The 23,946-nt window shown below is 61.4% G+C and carries 20 protein-coding genes; 6 read left to right on the plus strand and 14 right to left on the minus strand.

The features are described from left to right. The first annotated feature begins 9 nt into the window (after window positions 1–9). The gene (locus tag ACQY39_RS19240; protein ID WP_428508978.1) at window positions 10–822 is read left to right on the plus strand and encodes a class I SAM-dependent methyltransferase; all 813 of its coding nucleotides are present in this window, start codon (window positions 10–12) and stop codon (window positions 820–822) included. On the opposite strand, the gene ACQY39_RS19245 is transcribed toward ACQY39_RS19240, so the two are convergent. The 13 genes from ACQY39_RS19245 to ACQY39_RS19305 form a co-directional block, all read right to left on the minus strand. Continuing rightward, entirely contained in the window at window positions 786–2,192 is a 1,407-nt protein-coding gene (locus tag ACQY39_RS19245; protein ID WP_428508980.1) for an oligosaccharide flippase family protein, read from the minus strand. The two genes, ACQY39_RS19240 and ACQY39_RS19245, sit on opposite strands and share 37 nt — an antisense overlap. Then, the gene (locus ACQY39_RS19250) at window positions 2,189–3,286 is read right to left on the minus strand and encodes a glycosyltransferase family 4 protein (protein ID WP_428508982.1); all 1,098 of its coding nucleotides are present in this window, start codon (window positions 3,284–3,286) and stop codon (window positions 2,189–2,191) included. The genes ACQY39_RS19245 and ACQY39_RS19250 overlap by 4 nt, the downstream gene beginning before the upstream one ends. Beyond that, window positions 3,286–4,764, minus strand: coding sequence for a B12-binding domain-containing radical SAM protein (locus ACQY39_RS19255; RefSeq protein ID WP_428508984.1), 1,479 nt, complete (start codon window positions 4,762–4,764; stop codon window positions 3,286–3,288). The genes ACQY39_RS19250 and ACQY39_RS19255 overlap by 1 nt, the downstream gene beginning before the upstream one ends. Next, window positions 4,761–5,870, minus strand: coding sequence for an amidohydrolase family protein (locus ACQY39_RS19260; RefSeq protein ID WP_428508986.1), 1,110 nt, complete (start codon window positions 5,868–5,870; stop codon window positions 4,761–4,763). The genes ACQY39_RS19255 and ACQY39_RS19260 overlap by 4 nt, the downstream gene beginning before the upstream one ends. Then, a complete protein-coding gene (locus ACQY39_RS19265) occupies window positions 5,867–6,532 on the minus strand; it encodes a class I SAM-dependent methyltransferase (protein ID WP_428508988.1) in 666 nt (221 codons plus the stop codon). Before ACQY39_RS19265 ends, ACQY39_RS19260 begins: the two co-directional genes overlap by 4 nt. Continuing rightward, window positions 6,529–7,494 carry a radical SAM protein gene (locus ACQY39_RS19270; RefSeq protein ID WP_428508990.1) on the minus strand — a complete coding sequence of 322 codons (966 nt, stop codon included), beginning with the start codon at window positions 7,492–7,494 and terminating at the stop codon, window positions 6,529–6,531. Before ACQY39_RS19270 ends, ACQY39_RS19265 begins: the two co-directional genes overlap by 4 nt. A gap of 25 nt (window positions 7,495–7,519) precedes the next feature. Beyond that, complete coding sequence (locus ACQY39_RS19275) at window positions 7,520–8,602, minus strand: hypothetical protein (protein WP_428508992.1); 1,083 nt, start codon at window positions 8,600–8,602, stop codon at window positions 7,520–7,522. Next, the gene (locus ACQY39_RS19280; RefSeq protein ID WP_428508994.1) at window positions 8,599–9,111 is read right to left on the minus strand and encodes a hypothetical protein; all 513 of its coding nucleotides are present in this window, start codon (window positions 9,109–9,111) and stop codon (window positions 8,599–8,601) included. The genes ACQY39_RS19275 and ACQY39_RS19280 overlap by 4 nt, the downstream gene beginning before the upstream one ends. A 42-nt stretch (window positions 9,112–9,153) precedes the next feature. Continuing rightward, entirely contained in the window at window positions 9,154–9,864 is a 711-nt protein-coding gene (locus ACQY39_RS19285; RefSeq protein WP_428508996.1) for a TorF family putative porin, read from the minus strand. After that, complete coding sequence (locus ACQY39_RS19290) at window positions 9,864–10,982, minus strand: S8 family peptidase (protein WP_428508998.1); 1,119 nt, start codon at window positions 10,980–10,982, stop codon at window positions 9,864–9,866. The genes ACQY39_RS19285 and ACQY39_RS19290 overlap by 1 nt, the downstream gene beginning before the upstream one ends. Before the next feature lie 107 nt (window positions 10,983–11,089). Further along, complete coding sequence (locus tag ACQY39_RS19295) at window positions 11,090–11,701, minus strand: zf-HC2 domain-containing protein (RefSeq protein ID WP_428509000.1); 612 nt, start codon at window positions 11,699–11,701, stop codon at window positions 11,090–11,092. Beyond that, entirely contained in the window at window positions 11,701–12,318 is a 618-nt protein-coding gene (locus ACQY39_RS19300; RefSeq protein ID WP_428509002.1) for an RNA polymerase sigma factor, read from the minus strand. Before ACQY39_RS19300 ends, ACQY39_RS19295 begins: the two co-directional genes overlap by 1 nt. Window positions 12,319–13,263: 945 nt before the next feature. Beyond that, a complete protein-coding gene (locus ACQY39_RS19305) occupies window positions 13,264–14,811 on the minus strand; it encodes a methyl-accepting chemotaxis protein (protein WP_428509004.1) in 1,548 nt (515 codons plus the stop codon). 691 nt (window positions 14,812–15,502) lie between these two features. Here ACQY39_RS19305 and hxsB point away from each other — a divergent pair. From hxsB to hxsA, 3 genes are read left to right on the plus strand one after another with little or no spacing between them, the layout of a single operon-like run. Then, a complete protein-coding gene (gene hxsB, locus ACQY39_RS19310) occupies window positions 15,503–16,954 on the plus strand; it encodes a His-Xaa-Ser system radical SAM maturase HxsB (protein WP_428509006.1) in 1,452 nt (483 codons plus the stop codon). 44 nt (window positions 16,955–16,998) lie between these two features. Next, window positions 16,999–18,069, plus strand: coding sequence for a His-Xaa-Ser system radical SAM maturase HxsC (gene hxsC / locus ACQY39_RS19315; RefSeq protein WP_428509008.1), 1,071 nt, complete (start codon window positions 16,999–17,001; stop codon window positions 18,067–18,069). Next, window positions 18,062–18,727, plus strand: coding sequence for a His-Xaa-Ser repeat protein HxsA (gene hxsA, locus ACQY39_RS19320; protein ID WP_428509010.1), 666 nt, complete (start codon window positions 18,062–18,064; stop codon window positions 18,725–18,727). Before hxsC ends, hxsA begins: the two co-directional genes overlap by 8 nt. 512 nt (window positions 18,728–19,239) lie before the next feature. Here the strand turns inward: hxsA and ACQY39_RS19325 are convergent. Next, entirely contained in the window at window positions 19,240–21,150 is a 1,911-nt protein-coding gene (locus ACQY39_RS19325) for a methyl-accepting chemotaxis protein (RefSeq protein WP_428509012.1), read from the minus strand. Window positions 21,151–22,182: 1,032 nt separating this feature from the next. Here ACQY39_RS19325 and ACQY39_RS19330 point away from each other — a divergent pair. After that, window positions 22,183–23,529 (plus strand): cell envelope integrity protein TolA, encoded by a 1,347-nt coding sequence (locus ACQY39_RS19330; protein ID WP_428509014.1) that lies wholly within the window; start codon window positions 22,183–22,185, stop codon window positions 23,527–23,529. 10 nt (window positions 23,530–23,539) lie between these two features. Beyond that, window positions 23,540–23,944 (plus strand): hypothetical protein, encoded by a 405-nt coding sequence (locus ACQY39_RS19335; RefSeq protein ID WP_428509015.1) that lies wholly within the window; start codon window positions 23,540–23,542, stop codon window positions 23,942–23,944. Window positions 23,945–23,946 lie beyond the last annotated feature (2 nt).

Genomic DNA, 23,946 nt, shown 5'->3' on the forward strand with positions numbered 1-23,946 from the left:
GCCCTCCGCATGAAGACACAAACCCAATTGCTTGACACTCAAGAAGCCTTCGACAGCGTCGCCGCAGACTACGACGGCCCACGCGGCAACAACACCGCCATCCAGGACATGCGAGCCGAGATGTGGCGCTGGCTGGGACGCAGCTTCGAGCCGGGCAGTCGGCTCATCGACTTGGGCTGCGGCACCGGACTGGATGCTGTGCATTTGGCAAGCCAAGGCCACTTTGTGACGGCGACGGACTGGTCCGAACGCATGGTGGAGCGCACGCGCGACCGCGCACGCGCCGCTGGACTGGCCGTCGACGCACGCGCCATCGGTGCTCACGAGCTGCAACACCTGGAAGGTGATGCCAGCTTCGACGGCGCCTACTCCAACCTCGGCCCGCTGAACTGCGTTCCTGACCTGGGTGCCGTCGCCGTCGAATGCGCGCGGCTCATCAAACCCGGCGGCCGCTTGGTCTTCACCGTCATCGGCCGCTACTGCCCCTGGGAGATCGTCCACTATGTGCGGCAGCGCCGCTGGGCACGCGCGGGCATCCGCTTTGCGCGCGACACCGTGGCCGTGGGCATGAACGGCCGTACCATTTGGACGCGCTACTACACGCCAAGAGAGTTCCATGCCGCCTTTGCATCGCACTTCGAATTGGAAGTGCAGCGTGGCCTCTGTGTCTTTGTGCCGCCGCCCTATTTGACGTGGTTGGCCGAACGCCACCCACGCTGGCACGAAAGGCTGTGGGCACTGGATAGGCGGCTGGCCGGCTGGCCGGGATTCAATCGACTGGGCGATCATTTTCTGCTCGTCATGCGCCGGCGCACGAACTGAAGCGCCTCGTCCAGCAGCGGATGGCGGCTCCAGCGCATGGCCGCCACACAGGCAATGGGCGCGAAGACCAGCGGCACGGCCAACACAGCCAGCGTCGCAAGCAGACTGCCGCCCAGAGCAGCGCCCAGAGCACGGGGCGACTGGTCAAGATGCCGGGCGGCCAACCATAGCTGCACCGGCAGCGCCACGGCCGCCGCCCCGAACAAGGCCCAGGCAAAGGACAGCAGGCTGCCGTCGAAGAGTGCCGCGCCCAAGACCAAGCGAGCAGCCAGCGTCACGCCAATCGGCAGCGCAGCCAGCTCCGGCCGGCCGATGGCGGCCAGCGCGGCATTGAGCTGCGCGAACACCAGCCCTAGCGCTGTCATCAGCGCCAGGGGGAGCACAGCCGGCGTGCATTCGACCCAGGCAGGACCATAGAGCAGCCCAAGCAGCGCCTCACGGTGAGCCACGGTCAGGGCTAGCAGCGGCCAACCCAGGCCCGTCAACAGCGCCGTGGCATGGCGCAGCGCGGGCTCCAAACTTTGGCAGTTTGCATGCTGGCGGGCCAGCATCGGCAATGCACCAAAACTCAAGGCATGGCCGGACACGGCCTGCAGCAGGCCGACCACAGCCTGGGTGCGACCTAACAGCCCCACGAGATAGGCTGAGCCGAACCGCCCCAGCCACAGATCAGGAAGCGCGCCGTTCAGACCGCTCAACAGGCTGACGAACAAGGCGCGGAGGCCAAAACGCAGCACCTCGCTCCAGCCACGCCACGACGGCCTCCAGCTGCGTCCTGACGGCAGGCAGGCATAGGCAAGTCCGCAAATGCAGACGTTGGCAACCTGGGCCCAGGCAAGGCCCTGCGCGCCACAGCCTTCCGCCGTCAGCAACAGAGCCACGGCCGCATGGCCCAGTGTGCCGACACGCGACACAAAGGCGATGCGCGCCGCAGCCAGCTCCCGCAACTGCAGTGCGGCCATGACGCCGCCGAATGCCGACAGCGGCAAGCCCAACGCCATCACCTGCAGCAGCGCCGCCAGACCGGGTTGAGCAAATTGCCGGGCCAGCGGCTCTGCCAGAACAAGCAGGGCCAGCGTCATCACCACTGTTGTGCTCGCCATCAGCCCCAGGCATGCCGAGAAGCGCTGCGCCGTGAGCTCAGGTTCCCGCTGCAGATAGGCCGACACGCCGGCGTCACGCAACAGCTGGGCGATACCGAACATGGTCGCTGCCACTGCATACAAGCCCAGCTCGGCCGGCTGAAGCAGACGTGCCAGCAGCAGCCCCAGCAAAAAGCGCGTCGCGACGCCGCCGATTGACGAAGTGAGGTTGACGAGGAAGGCGCGCCGGAAATCGACGATTGCGGGGGCGAGGGCACAGTCGCTCATATGGCAAGCAGGTCCTCATAGGCCGCCACCAAGCGGCGGCCTAGCGCTTCAACCGAGCAGTGCGAGTCAAAGCGCGCGCGGGCCAGAGCGCGACGCTGCGTCGCCGGCAAAGCAGCCAGCTCCACCAGGGCATTGGCCAGCCTTGACGCGTCACCAGCCGGCCATAGGCGTGCGGCTTCACAACCGCCGGTAAGCGCCCGGAAGGACGGGATGTCGGTCACCGCCACGCCCAGCCCGCAGGCCAGGGCTTCGATGACGCTGTAGCCGGTGGCCTCGCGGTGGCTACCCTGGACCAGGATGTCGGCCGAGGCCATCAATGTCTCGATCCGCGCATGCGGCTGGGCACCCAGAAGATGCACACGCCCGGCAAGCAAGGGGTCACGCATGCGCTCACGAACGGCGTCATGCAGCGGTGATCGGCCATAGCAGAGCCACAGCTGCAGGCCGGGCAGACGCGGCACGGCCAAGGCCACGCCGTCGAGCACGGTCAGTGGGTCCTTGTTGCGATCCAGGTGCGCCACCCACAGCAGGCAGGGTTCACCAGCCAGCAGGGCGTCGGCGCGCGCAGCTGCCGGACCGCGGGTTTCGAAGGCGCAGCTCGATCCGGGGACTTCGTAGATGCGCGTGTCCGCAGCGATCAGGCCTCGGCGGCGAAAGGGCAAGGCCTGTTCGCGCGCGCAGAACATCAGGCCGCGGGCCGACTTCAGCGCGCGCCGCCACGCCGGCCAACGCCAGGGACGCGGCGGTGCATCGGCGCGGTCCTGCAGCACGATGGGTCGGCCCGGGACCAGGGAAGCGAGCGTACTCACTTGCTGGACAAAGCCCAGGCCCTGGACATGCACCAGCTCGGGTCGCAGGCGATCGAGCAGCTTGGCCAGTCGCTCCGGCTCGCTGTCGCAGGGCAAAAAGTGGTAGCCAATGCCGCCTTGCCACAGCTGCTCCACAGCAGCACAGGCCTGTACGACAAGCACGTCAGCGCCCGCACCTGCTGCTGCCTCAGCGAGTTGAGGGACGGTCGGCCAGTCCTGCAGCAGCTGCGCTGGCGCCCGCCCCTGCGGGTCACGATGGAAGCTGATCTGAACGATCCGCGCCATCACAGTGCATTCAGTTGGGGATCCCACAACTTCACGGCGCGCTCCAGCCAGCGAAGCTCGCGCGGGCGATCGTAATGGGCCGTCCGGTAGCGCCAGGCCGAAGCGGCGCGCAGGGCCGTCTTCTGCCAAGCGGGCGCACGGATATCGGTCAGCGTCGGGAAGCGGCAGCCCAGCACCGTTCGGAAGTCGCGGATGCGCTCGCGCAAGGCAGGGCTGAGCCAGGCTGCGTCCTTGTGGCACCAGTAGTCCACCCATTCCTTTTGCGCCCAGGCATCGGCATTGTCGGGGAACACAAAGCCCTTGGGCAGTGCCGGGTCACGCGGCGTCCAGCGACCCTCACCCAGCCGCCGCGGCGGCAGCGGCGTGTGGATGTGCAACATGATCTCGGCCTGCGGGTGCAGGCGCTTGACCTGACGGATGAAGTCAAAGGTTTTCTCCGTCTCACCCTCGGGGTCGTGCGGCGGCGCCAGCATGAAGGACAACTCGGGCACCACACCGTTGGCGCGGCAGGTCTCGACGACGGCCAGGGTCTGGTCAGAGCGCGTTCCCTTGCGCATATCGCGCAGCATGCTGTCGCTGGGCGACTCGGCCCCGATATAGGCCATGCGCAGCCGGCTGCGCCGCACCTGGGCCCAAGAGGCAGCGGACAGGCCCTGCAGCGCGTCTGCGCGGGCATAGCACCACCACGGCATCTGCACGCGTGCCAGGACCTCCAGCAGCGGAGCCATCTCCACCTCTCGGTCAAAAAAGTTGTGGTCGTAGAACTGCACCGAGTCGGCACCGAAGCGGCTCTGCAGCCTACGCAGATCCCGCTCCAGGCGCTCGGCTTCGGGCAAAGCCGTCTTGCCACGGAACATGGCGGCCACGCCACAGAATGTGCAGCGATAGCGACAGCCCAGGGCCGCCTGATAGCCCGTGGTGCGGTGGCCGAGGTAGGTCGGGCCCAGATAGCGCTGCGGTTCATCCACCTCGTCATAGCTGAGCTCGAGCTGCAGCGGCGCGGTCGAGAAGGCACGGTCGGCGTTGTGCACGATCTCCCCCTCGCGGCGCCAAGACAGACCGGCCACCTCGCCCAGCGGCTGGCCCTGGGTCAGCGCATCCAGCAGTTCGACAAAGCCTTGTTCGCCTTGGCCGCGTAAGGCGTAGTCCACGCAATCGCTGTTCAAGGTGGCGTCCGTGCACAGCGTCGGAAAATAGCCGCCCCAGACAATGGGCAGTTCGGGTGCCACGGCGCGGATGGCGCGTGAGACGGCCAGCGCCGCCGGCAGTTGCGGCCCGCCCATCACCGACAGGCCCACGGCGGCATAGCCACCCTCGCGCACCGCGGCAGCGGCCACCTCAGGCACATTGGGGTCAAGGTTGCCGTCGAGGATGCGCGCGGCATAACGGCCCCTCAGCGCCGCAGCGAGATGCATGACAGCGAGAGGGAAGCGCGCATTCGAGGTGATGCGAGGGTTGATCAGCAGCACGCGCTTCATACAGAGGTCCCAGGGTTCAACAATTCCAGCCCAGGCTCAGGGGCGAAAAGGTGCCGAGCCAGGGCCTTGGCGCGGCCGTCCACGCGCACCGGCGCCAGCTGGAGCGCCTCGCCCAGATCGGCATCGGCATAGAGCGCCTGCCCGGCCACGACGACAAGGCGCAGGTCGGCACGGGTCGCTTGCGCCAGTGGCAGTCCAGGCGGCAAGGCAATCAGGTCAGCTCGCAAGCCGGCTTCCAGTCGACCGCGATCGCTCAAGCCCAGCAAGCGGGCGGCACCTTCGGTCAGCCAGGTCTCCAAGCGTTCGTCATGCCAGCCCGTCAGCTCTTGCACCAGGGCCAGCTCCGCCAGAAGATCCCGCCCGCCGCTGATGCGCGAGTCGCTGCCCAACAGCAGCCGACCCTGTTGAAACAAGCCTTCGGGGTCCAGCGTCCGGCCGAACAGATGCAAGTTGGAGCCTGGACACCAGACGACAGCAGAGCCCGCTTGAACAAGACGGTCTTGCTGCGCGGCACTCAGGCTCAGGCCGTGGACCAGCAGCGTGCCCGGCGTGATGCAGCCCAGAGCTTCGAGCCGATCAAACTCCAGCGCCGCAGCGCTGTCGATCCCCTCGGCCGCATGGATGATCCAGGATTGACCGAGCGGCGTCGCCTGATGCGAAGCGCGCACGGCCTCATCGCCGTCCAGCGCCAGAGAATGCGCCCATCCGCCAGGCGCCGGCGCGTCGACCGCAAAGCCGGGCTCGTCCAGCACGGGATCCCGCGGGTCGTGATGCAAGACAGTCGTCACGCCACTCAGCAAGTTCTTCAGTCCGCCTGCACGCAAACGCTCTACACGCGGCCTGGATCGGTGCTCAAGCAGGCACGGGTCGGTCGACAAGCGAGGGGTGATGTCGGCAATCCATTCGCTCGCATTGCGATAGCCCTCGCGAAACTTCAGGCGCGGCAGTGCGCCGTTGAGCTGCAAATGGTCGTGGGCGTTGATCAGGCCGGGCAGCAAGCGCGCACCGCCGAGGTCCACACGCAAGCCCCCCGCCCCGCGAGCAATGAAGCCACCCTCCGTGCTGAGGCTCATGCCGTGGGCCGCATTGAAGAAGTGAAAGCTCACGGCTTCATCAGCCTCAAGGCCAAAACAACAGCCAGCCCCGCCCAGCGTGAATAGAAAGCCTCGGAGCCCGTGAAGGGCTCACATAGCTCACGCCCGACACAAACCTCGCGGCTGGCCTCCAACACCAAGCCGGCCAGCTCCGCTGCCGCCTGGTGGGCATCGAGCTCATAAAGGGCATGCAGCAGCTCATGGCGCTCACCGGCAGCGTCGGTGAAGCTGCGGGTCATGCCGGCACGCGCGGCCGCCGGGTGGAAGTCGGAATACACGAGGTGGCCACCGGGAGCGAGCACGCGAGCGGCCTCTGTCATCCACGCGTTGAGGCTGGGCGCATGGCCGACGGCGAGCCCGCTCACAATGACATCGAAACTTTCCGCCGTGAAGGGCAGCCTCCCCATATCGGCCCGCACACGGTGGGCCAGTGGCGCACGCGCCAACATGCCGGAGGACAAGTCGGTACCGACAATCATGCTTGCGCCGCGAGGCTGAAGCCAAAGGCCATAGCGCCCACTGCCACAAGCCAGGTCCAGCACGCGCCGGCCATTCACCTCCGGCAGCAGGCTCAGCACAGCGCTCTGCTCGGCGCGCATCAGCGGGTTGTGCGGCAGCGGCGGGTAGCTCTCGGCCCAGAGGTCGTAGGCCGCTTCGTTGGCGAAGCGGCTCATGTCGGAAACCACTTGGAGCACACGCAATTCCGACACTCGGGCCGCAGGCCAGCGCGGATGCCCGCGCGCAAGTGGCGCATGGAGGCGGCGTTCAATCCCTCGCTCAATCCGGCTTCGCCAAGCTGGGTAGGGCCGGCAATGAAGAAACAAGGTCTCAGTCCGCCGTCTGCTTCAACGACGATCGAGTGCTCGGGTGCATTGCAGCGTACCGGCGGTGCTTCGCCCTGGCCGAGCAGGGCCCGGTAGTGGGCCTCGATCCGGCGCAGCTTGGCCGGCGTCTCGACGATAAAGCCGCTGTCGAAGTCATCGCCATGGTCTCGCTCCAGCGCATCAAGGGCCGCGACAAGCACAGGTAAGTCCTCCGGGCGCAAGGCGACACCCTCGGCGACTTCGCTATGGCGACCAAAGGCCTCGCCATGACTGACGTCCGCAGCCAGGAAGGAAATCCCGCCCACGCCCAACTTGCGCGCGAGCCGAACCAGATCGCCCAGCTCGCTGGCATTGCGCCGCTGCACCGTCACGCGCAACCCCACGGGCACACCTTCGCGCACCAGGGCTCGGATGCCGGCGCAGACCGCCTCGAAGGCATCCAGCCCGCGGATGGCTGAATAGCTCGCGGCCGTGCTGCCATCCAAGGACACGGTCACCTGCTCGAACAGCCCTGCAACCTCAGCTGCGTTCTTGGCAAGACTCAGGCCCGCTGTCAACAGCCACAAATTGAGCCCGCTAGATTTCAGCAGTGCAGAAATCTCAGCCCATTGCGGGTGCAGAAGCGGCTCGCCACCAGAGACCAGCACGGTCTGCGCGCCGAACTCACGCAGCCCCGGCAGCATCTGCTGCACGGTCGCAAGCTCGATGTCTCGTCGACCGTGCCGCCAATAGTCGCAGCTCACACAGCGCGAGTTGCAACGCTCGGTGAAGTAGATCGTCGCCAAAGACAGCTTGGTGAGCGGCTCGGCCATTTCTGTCCGACGCTCCAAGAAGATTTCAGAACATGCCATGGAGCTCGACGAAGCTCTGTCGCCGGTTGTCGATTGCGTTCTGCGGGATGCCGCCGAACTTCCGATAGCCCATGCGCAGCTGCAAGAAGGCGATGGGCGTGTACTCATACACGAGGCTATATCGCACTTTGTCGTCATGAGCCACGCGGCGGTCGGGATCGAGATGCTCACTCGTGAACTTCAAGTTATGGCCCTGCCGCACCAACCAGTTGGCTTCCAGTAGCGCGGCAACTTGACGACGCTTGCCCTCCGGATATCCGGCATCGCTGACCAGGTCGATTTCGGCCAACCAGGCCACCGGCCCCGTCGTCGTGCCCGCGAACAGACCATAGGCCTGGCGCGCCCCTGCCGCAGACTTGACCTGAGCAGCAGCGACACCTAGACGGCCCCAGGGTTGCATCCAGGTGGCTTGGGCCGTGGTCTGGTGCCCCTTAGAAGCACCCGTGTTGCCAGGGCCATTGCTTCGCACCAACTGAATCGACCACTCATCGCTCTCGTGCCCCAACTCCAGCCCCTTGTCGGGCACGGTCATGCTCACGCCGCTCAGTTGGCGCACAAAAGTCAGGTTGTCCTGAAGGCGCCATCCAAAGGGCAAGTAGAACTGGCCGGCCTTGGCGTACCAGCCCAGACCTGGCGTCTGCAGCCGCACGTAGGCCTCCTGCCGTTCAGCCTTGCCGGGTCCAACCTGCTGATCGAGGTACACGCCAAGATAGTCCTTGATGAGCTGCACGTCGGCATACAGCCGCACCTGCTCGGTGCCGCCAACGCTGCGCACGGGCTGACCAGAGACTGAGGTACGCGTCGTAGCGCTACGCGAATCGCCGCCCAGGCGCAGGCGGTCATCGAACAGCGATCCATTCCAACCCTGAAGCGCCTCGGGCAAGGAAGTAGCCGGGATGGCGCCTTGAACGAATGCATTACCAACGGCATTGCGCAGCCCTCCGCCGGTGGGATTCACATGACAAGCGGCGCATTTGAGACCGCTTCGAATGGCGAGGTAGGGCTCGGCACTGACACTTGAAAACAGCAGCGCAAAAGCCATACCGATGAGCAATCGAAAGGCCTTCATTTTTGTGCTCCGTTGTTGATCCACTGACGAATGAGCCCGATGGTCTGGGCGTCCAGATAGGGACCACCCAGGGGCATGCGAGCTCCGACAGCCTGATGGCCCTCGAGCTTGTGAATCAAGTAGCTGTTGTCCGCATCACCTGGCGCCACGCGCTTGAGCGCTGGCACACCTCCGCTAGACACGCCGACCAGCATCGCAAAACTGTTGCTCGCATCCAAGCGCAAACCGCGAGGCGCTGCAGCCCCGGAATGGCAAGCCGTGCAGGCGGGCGTGAACACATGGGACTGGATGGAGCTGAACTTGGCCGTCATCGGTCCCGCTGGATCGTCGCCCTCACCGATCGGCCTGCCATTGGCATCTAGACCTTCGCCGCTGCCGCCACCACAACCGGCGATGGCCGCCAATGCAGCGCATAGCCCGTACAACATCACCTTGGAAGCTTTCCTCATGTCCGCCCTTTCTTGGCACTCATTGCCCGGTGAGTACCCGTCCGGCGAGGTCAGGTTCAAGGCGAGGTGAAATGAACGACAGGCGGCAGGATCTGCAAATAATCAAAAGGCAGTCGTGAGTCCGAGCACCGCAGTTTGGCGACGACTCGAATCCGTCCAGATATAGGGCCCGCCACGGCTGACTGACACCCAAGCGAGTTGCAAGTCGCTGCTGGCGCCAAGCTGCCAGGACGCGCCGAGGCGAAGGTCCACGCGAGTCGGTCCATGCGACCCGACATAGGACAGGATCCGCCCTCCGCGCCCATCCAGCACACCGACATGGCCAATTGCAGCAACCCCATTTGCGAGTGGCCACCGCAGGTTGAACTCCGCATAGGCACTGCGGTTGCCGCTGCCATAGTAGTCCGGCGAGTGGAAAAAACGCACGCTCCAGCGCTCGCCCAACAGCCCTGCGTAGACCTCATAGAAGTCATAAGGTCCTGCCCGGTGAAACGTGTGGGCCAGGGCACCTACTTCTGCGTCGAGCCCCGGCAGGATCGCGAAGACCCGGCCACTGTAGCCCTGCAGCCAGGCGCCCTGCCGGCCTGCGGTAAAACGCGCTTGCGCCATCTGTACGCCGCCATACCAGCCTGCGTCGCCATCCCACGCCAGACCCAATTGAACGCTTGGCCGATTGCTGCTGTAGGACATGCCTCGATTCCTTGCATCGGTCTGCATAGACAAGGTCCCACCCAGATCGGACCACGCCGGCCCGGTGACACCGAGCAGCGAGACAATCAAGAGCGTCAAACGAAGCAAGCGCGCGGAGAACATCAGTCGGAAGTTTGCCCCAGCGCAAGGCACACGGGCCCACGGCGCCCAGCATGGTGCGCCAAGGTCGCACAACCGTCGATGCGGCCTTTGTCGGTGATCAACGTCGCCTTCAACACATCCAAGGGCTGAGCTTTTGCATCCAATTCACGCACCAGCGCCAGCAAACCTGAGGCATGCGCGGCCGCAAAGGACGAACCCGTCACCACTGTCCAGCCACCGCCCGGTGCGGCGCTGGGCACATCACGCCCCGGCGCGAACAAAGTTCCTTCCGGCCCGGGCGGTGCGCTGCCAACGACCAGCACACCTCGATGGCTGGCCGGAAATGGCCCGCCCCGCATCGATTGCGCCGCAACGATGGTGGCGCCACGCGCCTGCGCTTGGTCCAGCAATAGCGCCAGCAAGCGATCATCAGGGCCACCCAGGCTCATATTGATGATGTGCGCGCCATGCTGGATCGCCGCATGCAAGGCCTTGGCCAAGCCAAGGCTTGTGCACAGCGTCTGATCCCGCGGTGCCTGCCAGCAGGCGCGCAATGCCAACAGCCGAGCTTGTGGCGCTACGCCGACGATGCCGGCGCCGTTGTCAGCTCTCGCCGCAATGATGGAGGCCACCGCAGTGCCATGAGCTTCCGCCTGCAGAGGCCGGTCGTCGACAAAGTTCTCGCTGAAGGCGATCTGTCCAGCAAGATCCGGATGACGCGTCTCGACGCCACTATCCACAACCGCCACGCGCACGCCACGGCCGGTGGCAAGCTTGTGCAACTCAGCCAGTTGCCACTGTTGGGCTGCGGGCTGCGCCGTATAGAGCGGCTCCCTTTGACTCACTGACGCTAGGCCTTGCGCTTCATAGAGACTCACCGCTTGAGCCCAGGCGACTCGATGGTCTTCCCCCACCTTCTGAGCCGATTCATTCGCTGAGCGAGGATCACCCTCAGGCAGACGCATGACAAAACAGTCCACGCCAGCCAGCGGCATCGCCCACTCGCTGAGCATCTCCAGCCCATGCGTACGGGCCAAGGCCTGAGCCACATGCCGGCGCGACTGCCGGCCCACGCCTTCGCCATACGTACCAGCGTAGCTACCATCCGGACGGTAATGCGCCTTGGGAAGTTGCAGCATGACAAGCACTTGACGTCGCGCTTCGTCCGCTTGCAAATTTCCTTGCGCCCACGCACCGCCTACAAGCAACCAACAGGCCCACAAAACAAGGGTGCTCCGCCAAGCCCTCATCGCGGCGGTCTCGGTTGCAGTGACTCTGCAAGCGCAACGATAGGCGCTTTGCGGAGTGCAGCGAGGCCTTTCGCATCAACGCGCAACAACCAAGCGCCGGTTTCAGTAGGTCCACCTACAACACTAGCCCCCTCGGACAGCAGCAACTTACGCACGGCGCGTTCACTCGTCTCGGGCTTGAACATGACCAATGCATCCGCAACAACAGGCACGCTGTTAGAAGCCGACAGACCTTCATAGACCGACTCAGCCGGGCTCGCCTGCAGCCACAAACCCAGCAACATGGCAATCGCCGCCCCCTGTAGGCCCAGTACCCAAGCAATCCACCGCGGCACCGTAGATGCCGTCGACTTGGCAGGCCGCATCAGTGCGTGCATCTTGGCTAAGCCCACCTCGACATCACCGCAATCACCTTGAGCTCCCGCAACGGCCAGCACCGTCTGCATGGGTTGCTCAGCAGCCAACTCATTGCGGCAAGCCTGGCAGTGCAACAAATGTTGCCGCACTTGCTTCAAATCAGCCTCCCCGAGCTTGCCGCGCGCAAACCAGGGCAGCAGGGCCTGCACAGCCACGTGTTCATCTTTTTCCATGTGTACGACCACGCTCATCACAATTCACCTTGCCGCCCGGCCAAGTCGTCCAACAGCAGACGTAGCCGCCGCCGAGCGTAAAACATTCGCGTTTTCACGGTCTCGGGCGGACTGCGCACCACATCAGCAATTTCGGCATAGGCCATATCATGGAAATAACAGAGCTCCACAACCGTCCGATGCTCGGGCGACAGCTCTGCCATTGCTTCACGCAGCCGACCACGCAGTTGCTCGAGATCCAAACGCTGCTCCGGTCCTGGCCCGGGATCCATCGGCTCATCAACGCTTCCGTCGTCCACCGGCAAGTCCTGCCTAGCCAATGCCTTCAGCGCCTTGCGGTAGGCGATACCAAAAATCCATGTCGACAGCTTGCTGCGCCCGTCAAAGCTCTCAGCGCGCTGCCAAACAACCATCATCGTGTCATTCAACACCTCCTCGATCGCTTCCGGGCGGCGCATCATGTGCGCTAAAAATCGCCACAACCGGGGGTGATAGATCCGGTAGAGGACGTCAAATTCGCTCCGCCGTCCACGCTTAATGGACTCCAGCAGCGCCAACTCCGCGGACTCAGCCGACGGCGTTCGACCATCAACCGGGGCATCCTCACGCATTTTTTTGGAGCTGGGCCACTTCAACATTCTTGTCCTCGAAAACCCTTGAGTTCCAGACGAGCAACAAAAGGTTCAATCCAAATGCAGCATCCGTCACCGCAGCAATGGACAAAGCCTCACTTTCTGTAAGGCCAGTCCTTCGACGCATGGTTGATCTGAACTGAAGCGCACACCTGCTCAAAGAGAGCGTCGTACTGCTTGAACGTCGATCATGAGCTGTCGAACCAAACACTTCGACAAGGCGATATTTCTGCATGACTGCCTGCGCACTGAGTACACCTCTCATTGCAGGAGCTATTGCAGACAACGCAGTCACGAAGCTGCAGCCAGCGTCTCCTTGCTTGACTCGAGCGCCGACGTCACAGCTACCTCCCGCACTGCGATTAGCGCCCAAAGGCCCAGAGAGCAAGGTGCTATCTGTCGCCCGACTGAGGCTCGTCGTCCATCGAACTCTCAACCCATGGCTGCTCATACATAGGAACTCCGCTCTTTCATCCTTTGGGATCAGAAGATGAACTGCCCGACAAATACATGCGGTCTCTATGCATCCCTAGAACCACGTCCCCACATCTGAGTTCTGCGGATCGCCGACCCAGGAGGCAAAGGGCGATGGCCAAGGGACTGAATGCACTTCAGGCCCAACAGTAGCCCGAGACCACAAGGTAAGACTCGAGCAGAACCACTCTCTCGCCAAGGTACTTGATATGACAGAGACCCTTGACACTGGGCCAGCTGCGAGCGGGGAGCCGAAAAGTAGCGGCACCATCGAATAGCTGACCTCCAAGCATGGCGCAGGCAAGAAGGACCAGCTGCATACTGCGCAACCGACGAGCAGAAGAAGCAGCAACAGTCCATTGCCCCCTTCTTCCGGGAAACCATCTCGTCTGGCAGGGCCTGCACCATCAAAATCAACCGCATCTGACCATTGCCACCTTGCTCTGGATTTGATGGCTGACAAGCACCCACCCCTTACGCTTGAAATCGAGCGACAGCGTCCACCAATTGGCTAGATTGATGTTTCAAGCTTTCAGCTGCGGCGGCCGATTGCTCGACCAATGCAGAGTTTTGCTGCGTAACTCGGTCCATCTGACTGATGGCTTCACTGACCTGTCGAATGCCATTCGCCTGTTGCACGCTTGCTGCCGCAATGCCGGCTACCCTCGATGTAACGATTTCAATCGAATGCAACAGCTCCGCCATGGTTGAGCCTGCGTGCTCAACCATCGACGTTCCTTTTTCAACGGAAACTGCACTCGCACCGATCAGTGTTTTGACATCCTTCGCGGCGGCTGCGCACCTTTGCGCCAAAGCCCGGACTTCACCCGCAACCACGGCAAAGCCACGCCCCTGCTCCCCTGCGCGAGCGGCTTCCACAGCGGCATTGAGCGCCAGGATGTTCGTTTGGAAGGCGATCTGATCGATGGTGCCAATGATTTCAGAGATGCGGGCGGAGGCCGAGCTGATTTCACCCATGCTCGATACGACTTCACCAACGACCTCGCGGCCACGGATCGCAGTCTTGGCCACCGCATGGGCCAGCTCATTCGCATCCCTCGCATTGTTCGCATTGTTCTGAACCGCGGCATCCAACTGACTCATGGTGGCCGCCGTTTGCTCCAGCGCACTGGCTTGCTCTTCAGTGCGCTGACTGAGATCAGAGTTTCCAAGGGCGATCTGAACACTTGCAGTGGCGACGCTGTGAGCATTTTCTCGCACGCTGAGTACCAAGCCAGAAAGTGCCCCTTGCATCTCGCGCAGCGCCTGAGACAGCACACCCAGCTCATCACTGGTGACGTTGTCAATTCGGGCTCGTAGATTTCCGTTTTTGATTTGCTCAGAGAAGTCAATGGCCAGCGCTAGAGGCTTGGTGATGGAGCGTGTAACCAGCCAAGCGAAGCAGAGTGCAGCCGCGATACCGATGGACGAAGCACCAATCGTCAGCTTCATCGCTGTAGCACGGTCCTCCGTTGCTTGCTCGTACTCGTTCTTCGCTACATCGGTTTGCAGCAAGATCAATTCATCCAATGCTTTCTGCGCCATGGGTGCAATTGGATGAATAGCGTCTGAATAGACCTTCAAGCTCTCTTCCAACTTGCCAGCTTGCATCGCCCGCATCGCTGGCAGTATTCCTTCTTTCACGTAACGCGAGCGCACAGCAATGAATTGCGCAGCCAAACGCTCTTCGTCCGGGGCCATCGCTGTAGATTTGTACGCGTCCCAGGCCTTCCCTACACGCTCGACGTTGCTCAAGATCTCAACGCTTCGCTTTGTCAAGTTCTCTTGATCTGGCCTCTGTTGCATGTCGAGAACGAGAACTCGATTGCGCACCATGAGGTAGTTGATTTCCGCCAGAGACTGGATCGCCTTCGTTCGATCCAAATAGACAGTCTTCAGTCGACCGTGAACCTGATCGATCAAGGACAGAGACAAAACAGCGCTAATCGCAAGCAGAGCTGCAATTGCGCAAAATGACGCCATCAAACGGGTTCGAATACTGACTCTGTTTAGTACGTACATCCTGGCTCCTGAAATTGGTCCTACCCCGCATCAGCTCAATAGGCCATCGGCTTGCGCACCCTTGATTCAAGGCAAGCGATGCGCCACCTTATTTTGGGAAACAATGATTCCATAAATGCGCGACAATCGGTAGACGGAGTTGCACGGAATTTCCAGGCAAATCTTGGTCTACGAGAATCTATCCAATTGAGCAGAGCTTGTCTCTATGCCAATGGTCGCAAGAGCGTTCTTGGACCAACCTCACCTGAGCAAAGCGCTGGTGTTCGGTACGCACTCGAACTCAAGCCGAGAGAACCCACTGAGTCAAACGCCCTACAGGAGCAGCCAGGTGCTTGAGACCATCAACCCAAACACATGGGATCCATCAGCCAATTGCATCTTTCAGGATGGGGCCAAGTTGGCGGCAGATCGCAGGCCGTTGCGACCAAGGCTATTCATCGAAAGCCACGCTCCACATCCCGTGATAGCTATGTCGACGAGTCTCGCGACAGCAGGTACGCCGACGAAAACGCTAGTCTTGACCGCAGCCTAGCCAATTTCTCCGCGGATCGTCCGCGTCCAGTTGACTCACGAGGTGCCACCGGATGAGGCTTTACATCGACGAGCCCTTACAGGATTTCGATGAAGAAGCCTTCGACCATGTCGACGCTACTCTTGAATACTCAAACACCAGCAAGAAGGGAGTGTCCCCGTGAAGTTTGGAGGTTATGCGCCAGAGATCCGCAGTTTCGAAGTACATCAGATCAACGAAACCCTGATGGCCTGCCTGTCCCCGGTTGGGGAAGTGGTCTTCCTGTCCCCGATTGAAGTCGAACAACTTCTACGGGATCCCGCCGGCCTTCCAGCAGCCACGGTCCGCGAGCTCAAGTCCAGGCACGTGTTGAAAAGCGCTGGAAACAGCCCAGGCCTGGATCGCCTGTATGCCGCCAGACTGAGTGCGAAGCGGTCGATCGCCGCCAACGGGCCGGAACTACATATTCTTGTCCCAACCCTGCAGTGCGCGCACAGCTGCCAGTATTGCCAGGTCAGCCGCGCAATCGATTCAGAAGGCTTTTCGCTCACGCAGGATCAACTTTTGATGGCCTGTGACACCATCATGGACAGCGGCGCGAGCACCCTCACTGTCGAGTTCCAAGGGGGCGACCCCTTGAATCGATTCGACCTTGTTGAGTTCGGAATCGAAGCGCTGGCACATCACCACAATCGCCGAGGACGCCCCGTTCGCTTCGTCATCGCCTCGACGCTCCACCAACTCACGGCCGACATGTGCCGATACTTTGCCCAGTACGACGTCAAGCTATCGACAAGCATTGACGGGCCCGCCTGGCTGCACAACAAGAACCGCCCTATTCCAAGTCGTGACTCCTACGATCGCACGGTTGCTGGCATCAAGTTGGCTGTCGAGGTACTGGGCAGCGAGAGCATTTCTGCCTTGATGACAACCACCAAGACCAGCCTTGATCATCCTGAGGACATCGTTGATGAATATGTGTCGCTCGGGCTGCACGAGATCTTCCTTCGCCCGCTCAGCCACTACGGATTTGCGCGCCGCAACCTTGGATTGCTGGGATACACCACAAACGCCTTCATGGCTTTCTACCGACGAGCGCTCGACCGAATTCTCTGGTGGAACGACAGGGGAGTGCCCATCCGGGAAGTCCACGCGAGCCTCGTATTGAACAAGCTGATTGGCAGCTTCGACGCGGGCTATGTGGACCTGCAAAGCCCGAACGCAGCCGGCAGCGCCGTGCTGGTCTACAACTACGACGGGCATGTCTACCCAAGCGACGAGGCGCGGATGCTCGCTGAAGCGGGTGACACCAGCTTCCGGATGGGACTCATCGGTACGCCTCTCACCACCTTGCTGGCAAGCGAAGCCGCTCAACGCATCGCCCGTGAAGGCTCCGCCGATGCTGATCAGGCCTGCAAGGCCTGTTCGTTCAAGCACCATTGCGCTCCCAGCCCTGTCGATGCAGCATCATTGAGTGGCACTGCTCGGCCAACGGCCAGCACTGAGCACTGCCTCAGGAGCAAAGCACTCTTTGGCGAGATGCTGCAAAGACTGGTTGCGACCCGGGAATGCGTGGGCAGCGCAGAGGTGGTCTTTCATGCCTGGGCAAGTCCGGCCGGACAGGGCTCGTAGTCATGCGGAATGTGCACCTAACGACTGAAGCACATGCCTCTGGCATGTTCAGGGTGGACCGGATCGACCCTGACCTGGCTCAATTGAGTGGGTCGAACTGGACAGGCCCTATCACCATCGAAGTTCGAACGCGAGCTTCAGCTCAGGAACCGGGTGCGCTCGGCTCCCTCGAGGTCGGAGACATTGTGAAACTGGCGCAGGGTAGCTCCCGCGCCGTCGTCTGCTTTCGCCCGAGCGACCGCCATCACACTCTGTTCGTCACCAATCAGTGCAATAGCCGCTGCCTGATGTGCTCGCAACCACCAACTTCAGAGGACGACAGGTGGCTTTTCACTGAGGCAGAGCGCATTGTCGAGCTGGTGTCCGTAGCGCCGGAAGTGGTCGGGATCACCGGCGGGGAACCGACGCTCCAGCCAGTGCGGCTGCGAAAACTCCTCGATTGCATCCATTCGCGGTGGCCGGATACCAAAGTGGAGGTGCTCACGAACGGCCGCTGTCTTGGCGATGACCAGGTGGCGGAGGCCCTCCTCAGCGGACTGCCACCTGGTCGTACCAACTGGCTTATCCCGCTGTATGCAGGCAACGATGAAGTCCATGATTTCGTCGTGCAGTCCGCCGGAGCCTTCGACGAAACGCTCTCGGGGCTGCTCAATCTTCAGCAATTCGGCCAAGGCATTCAGCTCCGAACCGTGATGGTGAAGCCCGTGATTGAGCATCTTGAGCAATGGGCCCGTTTTGTAGGGCACAGCTTGCCATTTGTTAAAGCGGCAGCCTTGATGGCCACGGAACCGATCGGGTTTGCGTTGGCCAACCAGGAAGCGTGCCTCGTCGACGTCACTGAATATGCCGACGAATTGGGTGTCGCCGTCCAGAACTTGGTGCATAGCGGCATACGCCCAGTCCTGATGAACATGCCTCTTTGCAAAGTACCCGATCCACTGCGGCGATTCGCAGCTCGAAGCATTTCAGACTGGAAGAACGACTACACGCCCGCTTGCGAAGGCTGCGCACTCAAAGGAGCGTGTGCAGGCTTCTTCGTCTGGGACAAGAGCTCACTCTATCGAACGGGCATCAAGCCCGTCCCTGTGCAGGTTTTTGGAGGCGCACATGTCTAAATTCATTCATACCCTGGCTCTCTTCATCGCCAGTGCCCCGCTACTCGGCTCAAAGGCCAATGCCGAGGCCGCGACAGGATCCGCGCCCCCGCCACTCGAACCCAAGCCCGTGTCTCTGAGGCCGCTGAACCTTGAGATGGACAACCTGTTCGCTGGCCACCGATCCCATTCCAGCCACCGATCGCACGCCAGCCACAGTTCGCACTACTCCGGGTCTGGTGCAGGGTCGGTGGCGCCAAGTCCGCCACCGTACTATGTACCAACGCCAGCCCCCACCCCGACGCTGACTCCGGCTCCGCCGCCGCGACAGTCTTACTCCTTGGTGCCTGAAGACTCGGGAACGGATCAGAAGGGTACGAAGTCAAAGGCTCCAATCCCCGCGGCGGCGCAGCCACTGGGAAGCGCCTCAAAGGCGTCGGCTCAGCAAGACGAGGGCGCTGCACCAGACTTGACCCGAGGCGAGAAGCTCCGTTTACAAGTCATGCGTGTGCAAATCGCATTGAAGCGCCTGGGCCTGTTTCATGGGGTCGTGGACGGCGTCTTCACTGCTGAAACGCGGGAGGCCTTGTCGAACTTCCAGACGGTGAAGAACTTGCCAACCACCGGGATGATGACGACACAAACAATGAACGCGCTCGGTCTTCCTGCTGTGAACTAAGCGAGCATCTCAGCGATGCGTATTGGTAAGGTCATTCAGCACTAGCAGTTGCACCAAGTCGAAGAGCTGGTGGATGCCGGCGAAGCCCATCCCTGGCCACTTTCGAGCGTAGACGCCCCATTTGGATAAACGGTGACGTTCGGGCTGGAGCTCTGGCATCGATGTCTAGCCTGATGCTGATGGAAAAGTCGATGAAGACGCGCCAGCAAGCACCACCAAGGCATGGACTTCGACACAAACCAAACCCATACCCCAAGCCCGAATGTGAGACCTGTCATCAAGGTGCCCTTCGCACACACGCTGGGGCGACATCCGTACACCTATGCTGCGACACATCCAATGGCGCACATTCCGAAGCCTGGGTATTTGTCTAAGCGCAGTCGCTGGTCACTCGACCGTCAAGGTGGCGAGGACTCTGCAACTTCCTCTCGCAGCTCGACGAAGACGCAGCTGTGCACTGCCAATAGACACTAGAACTTCTGCCTCCTTCTTGCCTCGCGACTGCGAGTCTCTCATCCAGGCAGCTTGAAGGTGCCCACCTCAGTAGCCAGCCCGGCCGCTTGCTCCATCATCGTATTGGAGGCCGCCAGCGTCTCCTCAACCAAGGCCGCGTTTTGTTGTGTCATTTGATCCAGCTGGCCCACCGCTTCGCTCACCAGACTGATGCCAATGGATTGCTCTGCGGTAGCCCGAGCGATATCAGCAAGCAGTTGATTTATTCGACCCGCTGACAAGACAATCTCCTCCATCGTCGCGCCGGCCTGACGCACAACCCGCACGCCGGATTCGGTCTGCTCGACGCTGACGCCGATCAGCCCCTTGATCTCCTTCGCTGCATTGGCCGATCGTTGGGCCAAACTACGCACCTCAGACGCGACCACAGCAAAGCCTTTGCCCTGTTCACCCGCACGAGCCGCTTCGACCGCCGCATTCAACGCCAGGATATTGGTCTGGAACGCGATCGAATCAATCAAGCCGATGATGTCATTGATGGTGTTGGCTGAAGACTGAATGCGCTGCATCGTCGCCACGACCTCGCCAATCACCTCACCGCCGCGCGACGCCACGCTGGCATTTCGCTCCGCAAGCGCGGCCGCTTCCCGAGTCGTTGCAGCAGTGCTGGCCACTGTGACTTGCATCTGTTCCATGGAACTGGCCGTCTTCTGCAATTGCGCTGCGGTCTGCTCGGTACGATTGGATAGATCTGATGTGCCGATTGTCAGTTGCTGGCTGGCCGAAGCGACTTGATCGGCTGAGCGCTGCACCTTACCCAGCGTTCCGGACAGACGTTGCTGCATATCGCGCATATGCAACAGCACCTGGCTCAATTCATCACGACCGCGCACTTTGACTGCTGTCGTCAAATCACCATCGGCCACTGCGATTACCTCGCGTGTCACCGCGCGCATGCCTGCATTCATGGCCAAAGCAAAGGCATAAAACAGATAAGCCGCCAGCACAATGAAGCCGCTCACCAGCGCCAGGGTCGATGTCAGCCGGCCACCCAAATCAGCTTCCCGCATTTCCAACATGGCGGCCAACAATTGGTTGTACTTGCCTTGCAGCTTCCAGAGTTGCGAGACCAATGCATCCGCACTGGCGGAGACCTTCTGCGCCTGCTCCACACCACCCGCGCCCGGTGAATCGGTGGCCAAATCGCGGAACTTGGCAATCTGCTTTGGCAATTCGGCAAGGTCCAAGACAGCCGCGAGTTCCGTCCGGGCCTTGGCCACTTTAGAGGCATCGTCGATGAGGCGGGCTTCGAACAGTTCGATCAGCGCATCCATTCGCGCCAACTCCTGCGCCGCAATATCAGCCCCCTGTCCGGCGGCCGAACTCGTGGCCGAAAGAATGCCCATCTTGCTCACGTGTTCGATCAATTCCGGGAGCACCAGAAAGGCAGCGTCCATCGTGAAATAGCTATCCAGATCAGGGTCGAGCACCAACCCGCTGGAATCCACCACCGCACCCAGAACCCGCGACCAGCCAGCCACATGCTTCGCATGTCCAGCATAGAGCTTGAAGAGGCCCTCGCTGCTTCCCGGCAAGCTCGCCAAGGCCTGCTCAGCCTTTGCCAATGGTTCGGCCGTCTCGAAGGATGCGCCAAACTGCGCATCCAGCGGCTTCAGCGCCTTGATCGCGTGAGTCAGTGCCGTGGCGCCACCTACTTCACCGCCAGCCATTTTCACGCTCTGACGCAACACTGCATCGCGATGGACTTGCGCTTGCCGCAGCACAGGCAACAGCTTGGCTACGTATTCAACGCCTCTGCGCTCCACACGCGTAGCCTCGATCAGTTCACGCTTGGTCTGCCAGAACGAACTGAGCAAGACCAGCATGGGAATCAAGAAGGCCGCGCTGATGATGGCGGCTTTGGCCGAAAACTGGCAGCGCTGCATAAGGCGCAGCGCTGGCGAGAACAAGCGCTTGAATCCTTGGTGATTCGAACCCGACCTGGAAACATCCCTCGGCATTTAAAACTCCTCAATTTAGAGCGCAGCGCCACTTCCGGTCAGGTTCCAACCAGAGGGAAGCGCGAAAAGCAAACATGAAGCGGCACCCGGTCAGACGCAGACGGGTCCCTCAATTGGCGGTTGTGGTCGTGATCTATGGCAAGTGCGGTCGCTTGAGAAAATAGGAGCCATGCCTGCTGGGTCAACGTTATGGAATCGTCCATCTGCCTTGGATGAGCGCAGTTCAGATAGGCCCTTTCGGCACCACATGCGGACAGGTGAAAGAGGCGCGGCACAGACAAAGGGACTGGCGCTGCGCTACCCGTCAACCATCAAGCCCGCATGAAACTCTCCCAACCCCCTGGCCTTCGCCTTGGCCAGAACCCTGTCGCGTCCGACTGTTGCGGCAGCGAAGGACAGCAAGGGGACCAAGCGCATCTCGGCGCCTCTAGCCAAGCTCCAATGAAGCTTCAGCGTGATCGAACAACGGAATCCGCACCATGAAAGCGCCGATCTCCGCCCGAACCTGAAACGACTTCGCTAGTTCCAAATAGACAACCTTGAATCGACCGTGAAAGCGGCCGCTCAAAGACAAAACAGCGCCAACCGTGGGAGAAGCTCTGATCACGCAAAACGACCTCATCGAACGCGCTCGAATGCTGACTCTACTTAGGACGTACCTCCTGATTCCTGCAAAAGTTCCGCCTCCTTGGATCAGCTCGATAGGCCTTCGGTTTGCGCACACCTGGATTGAAGCCAGTCCGAGGCAACCGATTTTAGGGAAACAATGATTCCATACATTTACAACAATCGGTATCAGAAGTTGCGAAAAACTGGCGGACAGTATTGTTTTATGCGACAAACAAAGGTGAGCCTGTTGCCTAGGATGCGTCGCGTCCAGATCGGTCACTTTGACCGCTTCTGCTGCTGTCCGCATGAGGCGCTCCCCTGCCGTTAGACAGGGCTGCTTACCCCACATAACCCATCATCTACGGAGCACGAATGAAACTCTCCCGACTGCGCGTGAGCGCCTTGGCCATCGCCTTGGCAAGCGCCTACACGCTTCCAGCTATCGCAGCCGCCAAAGACGGCAAGGAAGCTGAGCGCATCAAGGCGCTTGAAACCAAGTTGGAGAAGAGCCTCGCAGTGATTGAGCAACTGAACCAGCGCCTGGCCGAGTTGGAAAAGCAGCCCAAGGCGACGGTGGCGGTAGCGCCTGCGAAGCCCGCCAAAGAGCCGGCGGTCCAACCCGACCCGGTAGCCCAAGCCCGAATCGAAACGCTGGAGCAAGGCGTGCGCGACCTAGCTGCCGCTACTGCAAGCGCCAACAAGGGCACCGATACAGGCGTGCCCCTACATGGCTTTCTCGATATCGGCCATGTCCATCACAACAAGAGCTCCGATGGCCTGCGTAGTGGCAGCACGCTCGGTGTGATGGACATCTACCTAACCCCTCAGTTCGGCAGTAATGTGCGCAGCTTGATTGAACTGGCCTTCGAGTACGGCGAGGATGGCTCGCTGGCAACAGACGCCGAGCGACTGCAAATCGGCTACGCATTCAGCGACGACTTCGTGCTCTGGGCCGGTCGCTTCCACACCCCCTATGGCTACTGGAACACCGCCTTCCACCACGGCGCGCAGATCCAGACCGCGATCACCCGGCCGCGCTTCATCGCTTTCGAAGACCAAGGTGGCATCTTGCCGGCACACACAGTCGGCGCCTGGGTTACCGGCCGGGCGTCCACAGATTTGGGTCGCGTGAACTACGACTTCTACACCGGCAACGGCAATCGCATCAGCGAAGGCGTACTGGACTTCAATGCCAGCGGTGATGACAACCGCAGCCCCATGCTCGGCTTCAATGTTGGCTTGAGCCTGAAGGCAGTACCCGGCCTGACTCTCGGTCTGCATGGCATGCGCCAGACGGTCGCTGGTGAAAATGCCAACGGCAGCGCCCAGGGCAAAGCCCGCACCCAATTCCTTGGCGGCTACGGTTTTTGGGAAGGCGACAGCTTTGAGCTGATCGGTGAGTACTATCGCTTCAACAACCGCGATTTCGCAATCGGCGGTGGCAAGCATCGCTCTTGGGCCTCATACATGCAAGTCGGCTACAGCCTAGCCAACAGACTGACTGGTTTTGTCCGTGTCGAAAAGGCCTCGCTGGATGGCGCCGACCCCTATTTCGCCCTGCAGGAGAGCGGTAGCTCCTACCGTCAAGCCAGCATTGGATTGCGATACGACCTTGATCCAAGGTCGGCCGTGAAGGTGCAGTTGGACAACAACCGGGACGCCGCAAATCCCTTGGGCACCGTCAATTCGCTGCGCGCGCAGTACGCGATCCGTTTCTAAGGAGCAGACTGTGCACAAACCCACTCCTTTGTTTGCCACCGCCCTCACCGCTGCACTACTGCTGTCGCAAACGGCTCAGGCCGGCGATGTCTTCATGATCGCCAATGCCAACGTCACACTCAGTGCGGACGAAATCAGGGAGGTCTTTGTTGGCGACAAACAAACCGCCGGCGGGGCCAAGCTCGCTCCGATGGACAACAGCGCTGCGCAAGCCGACTTCCTCGCCAAGGTGATCAAAGTCGACGCGGCAAAGTACGCTTCAATTTGGGCCAAGAAAGGTTTCCGCGAAGGCATCAATCCGCCGCTCGTACGCACAAGCGATCTTGAGGTGATCGCCGCGGTCAAGTCCACGCCAGGGGCCATTGGCTATGTGTCCAAAGCCTCGGCCGACGTCAAAGTGTTGCAGAAATACTGAGC

The sequence above is a fragment of the Roseateles sp. genome (assembly GCF_965262435.1).
In the GTDB taxonomy this organism is placed as follows: domain Bacteria; phylum Pseudomonadota; class Gammaproteobacteria; order Burkholderiales; family Burkholderiaceae_C; genus Paucibacter_A.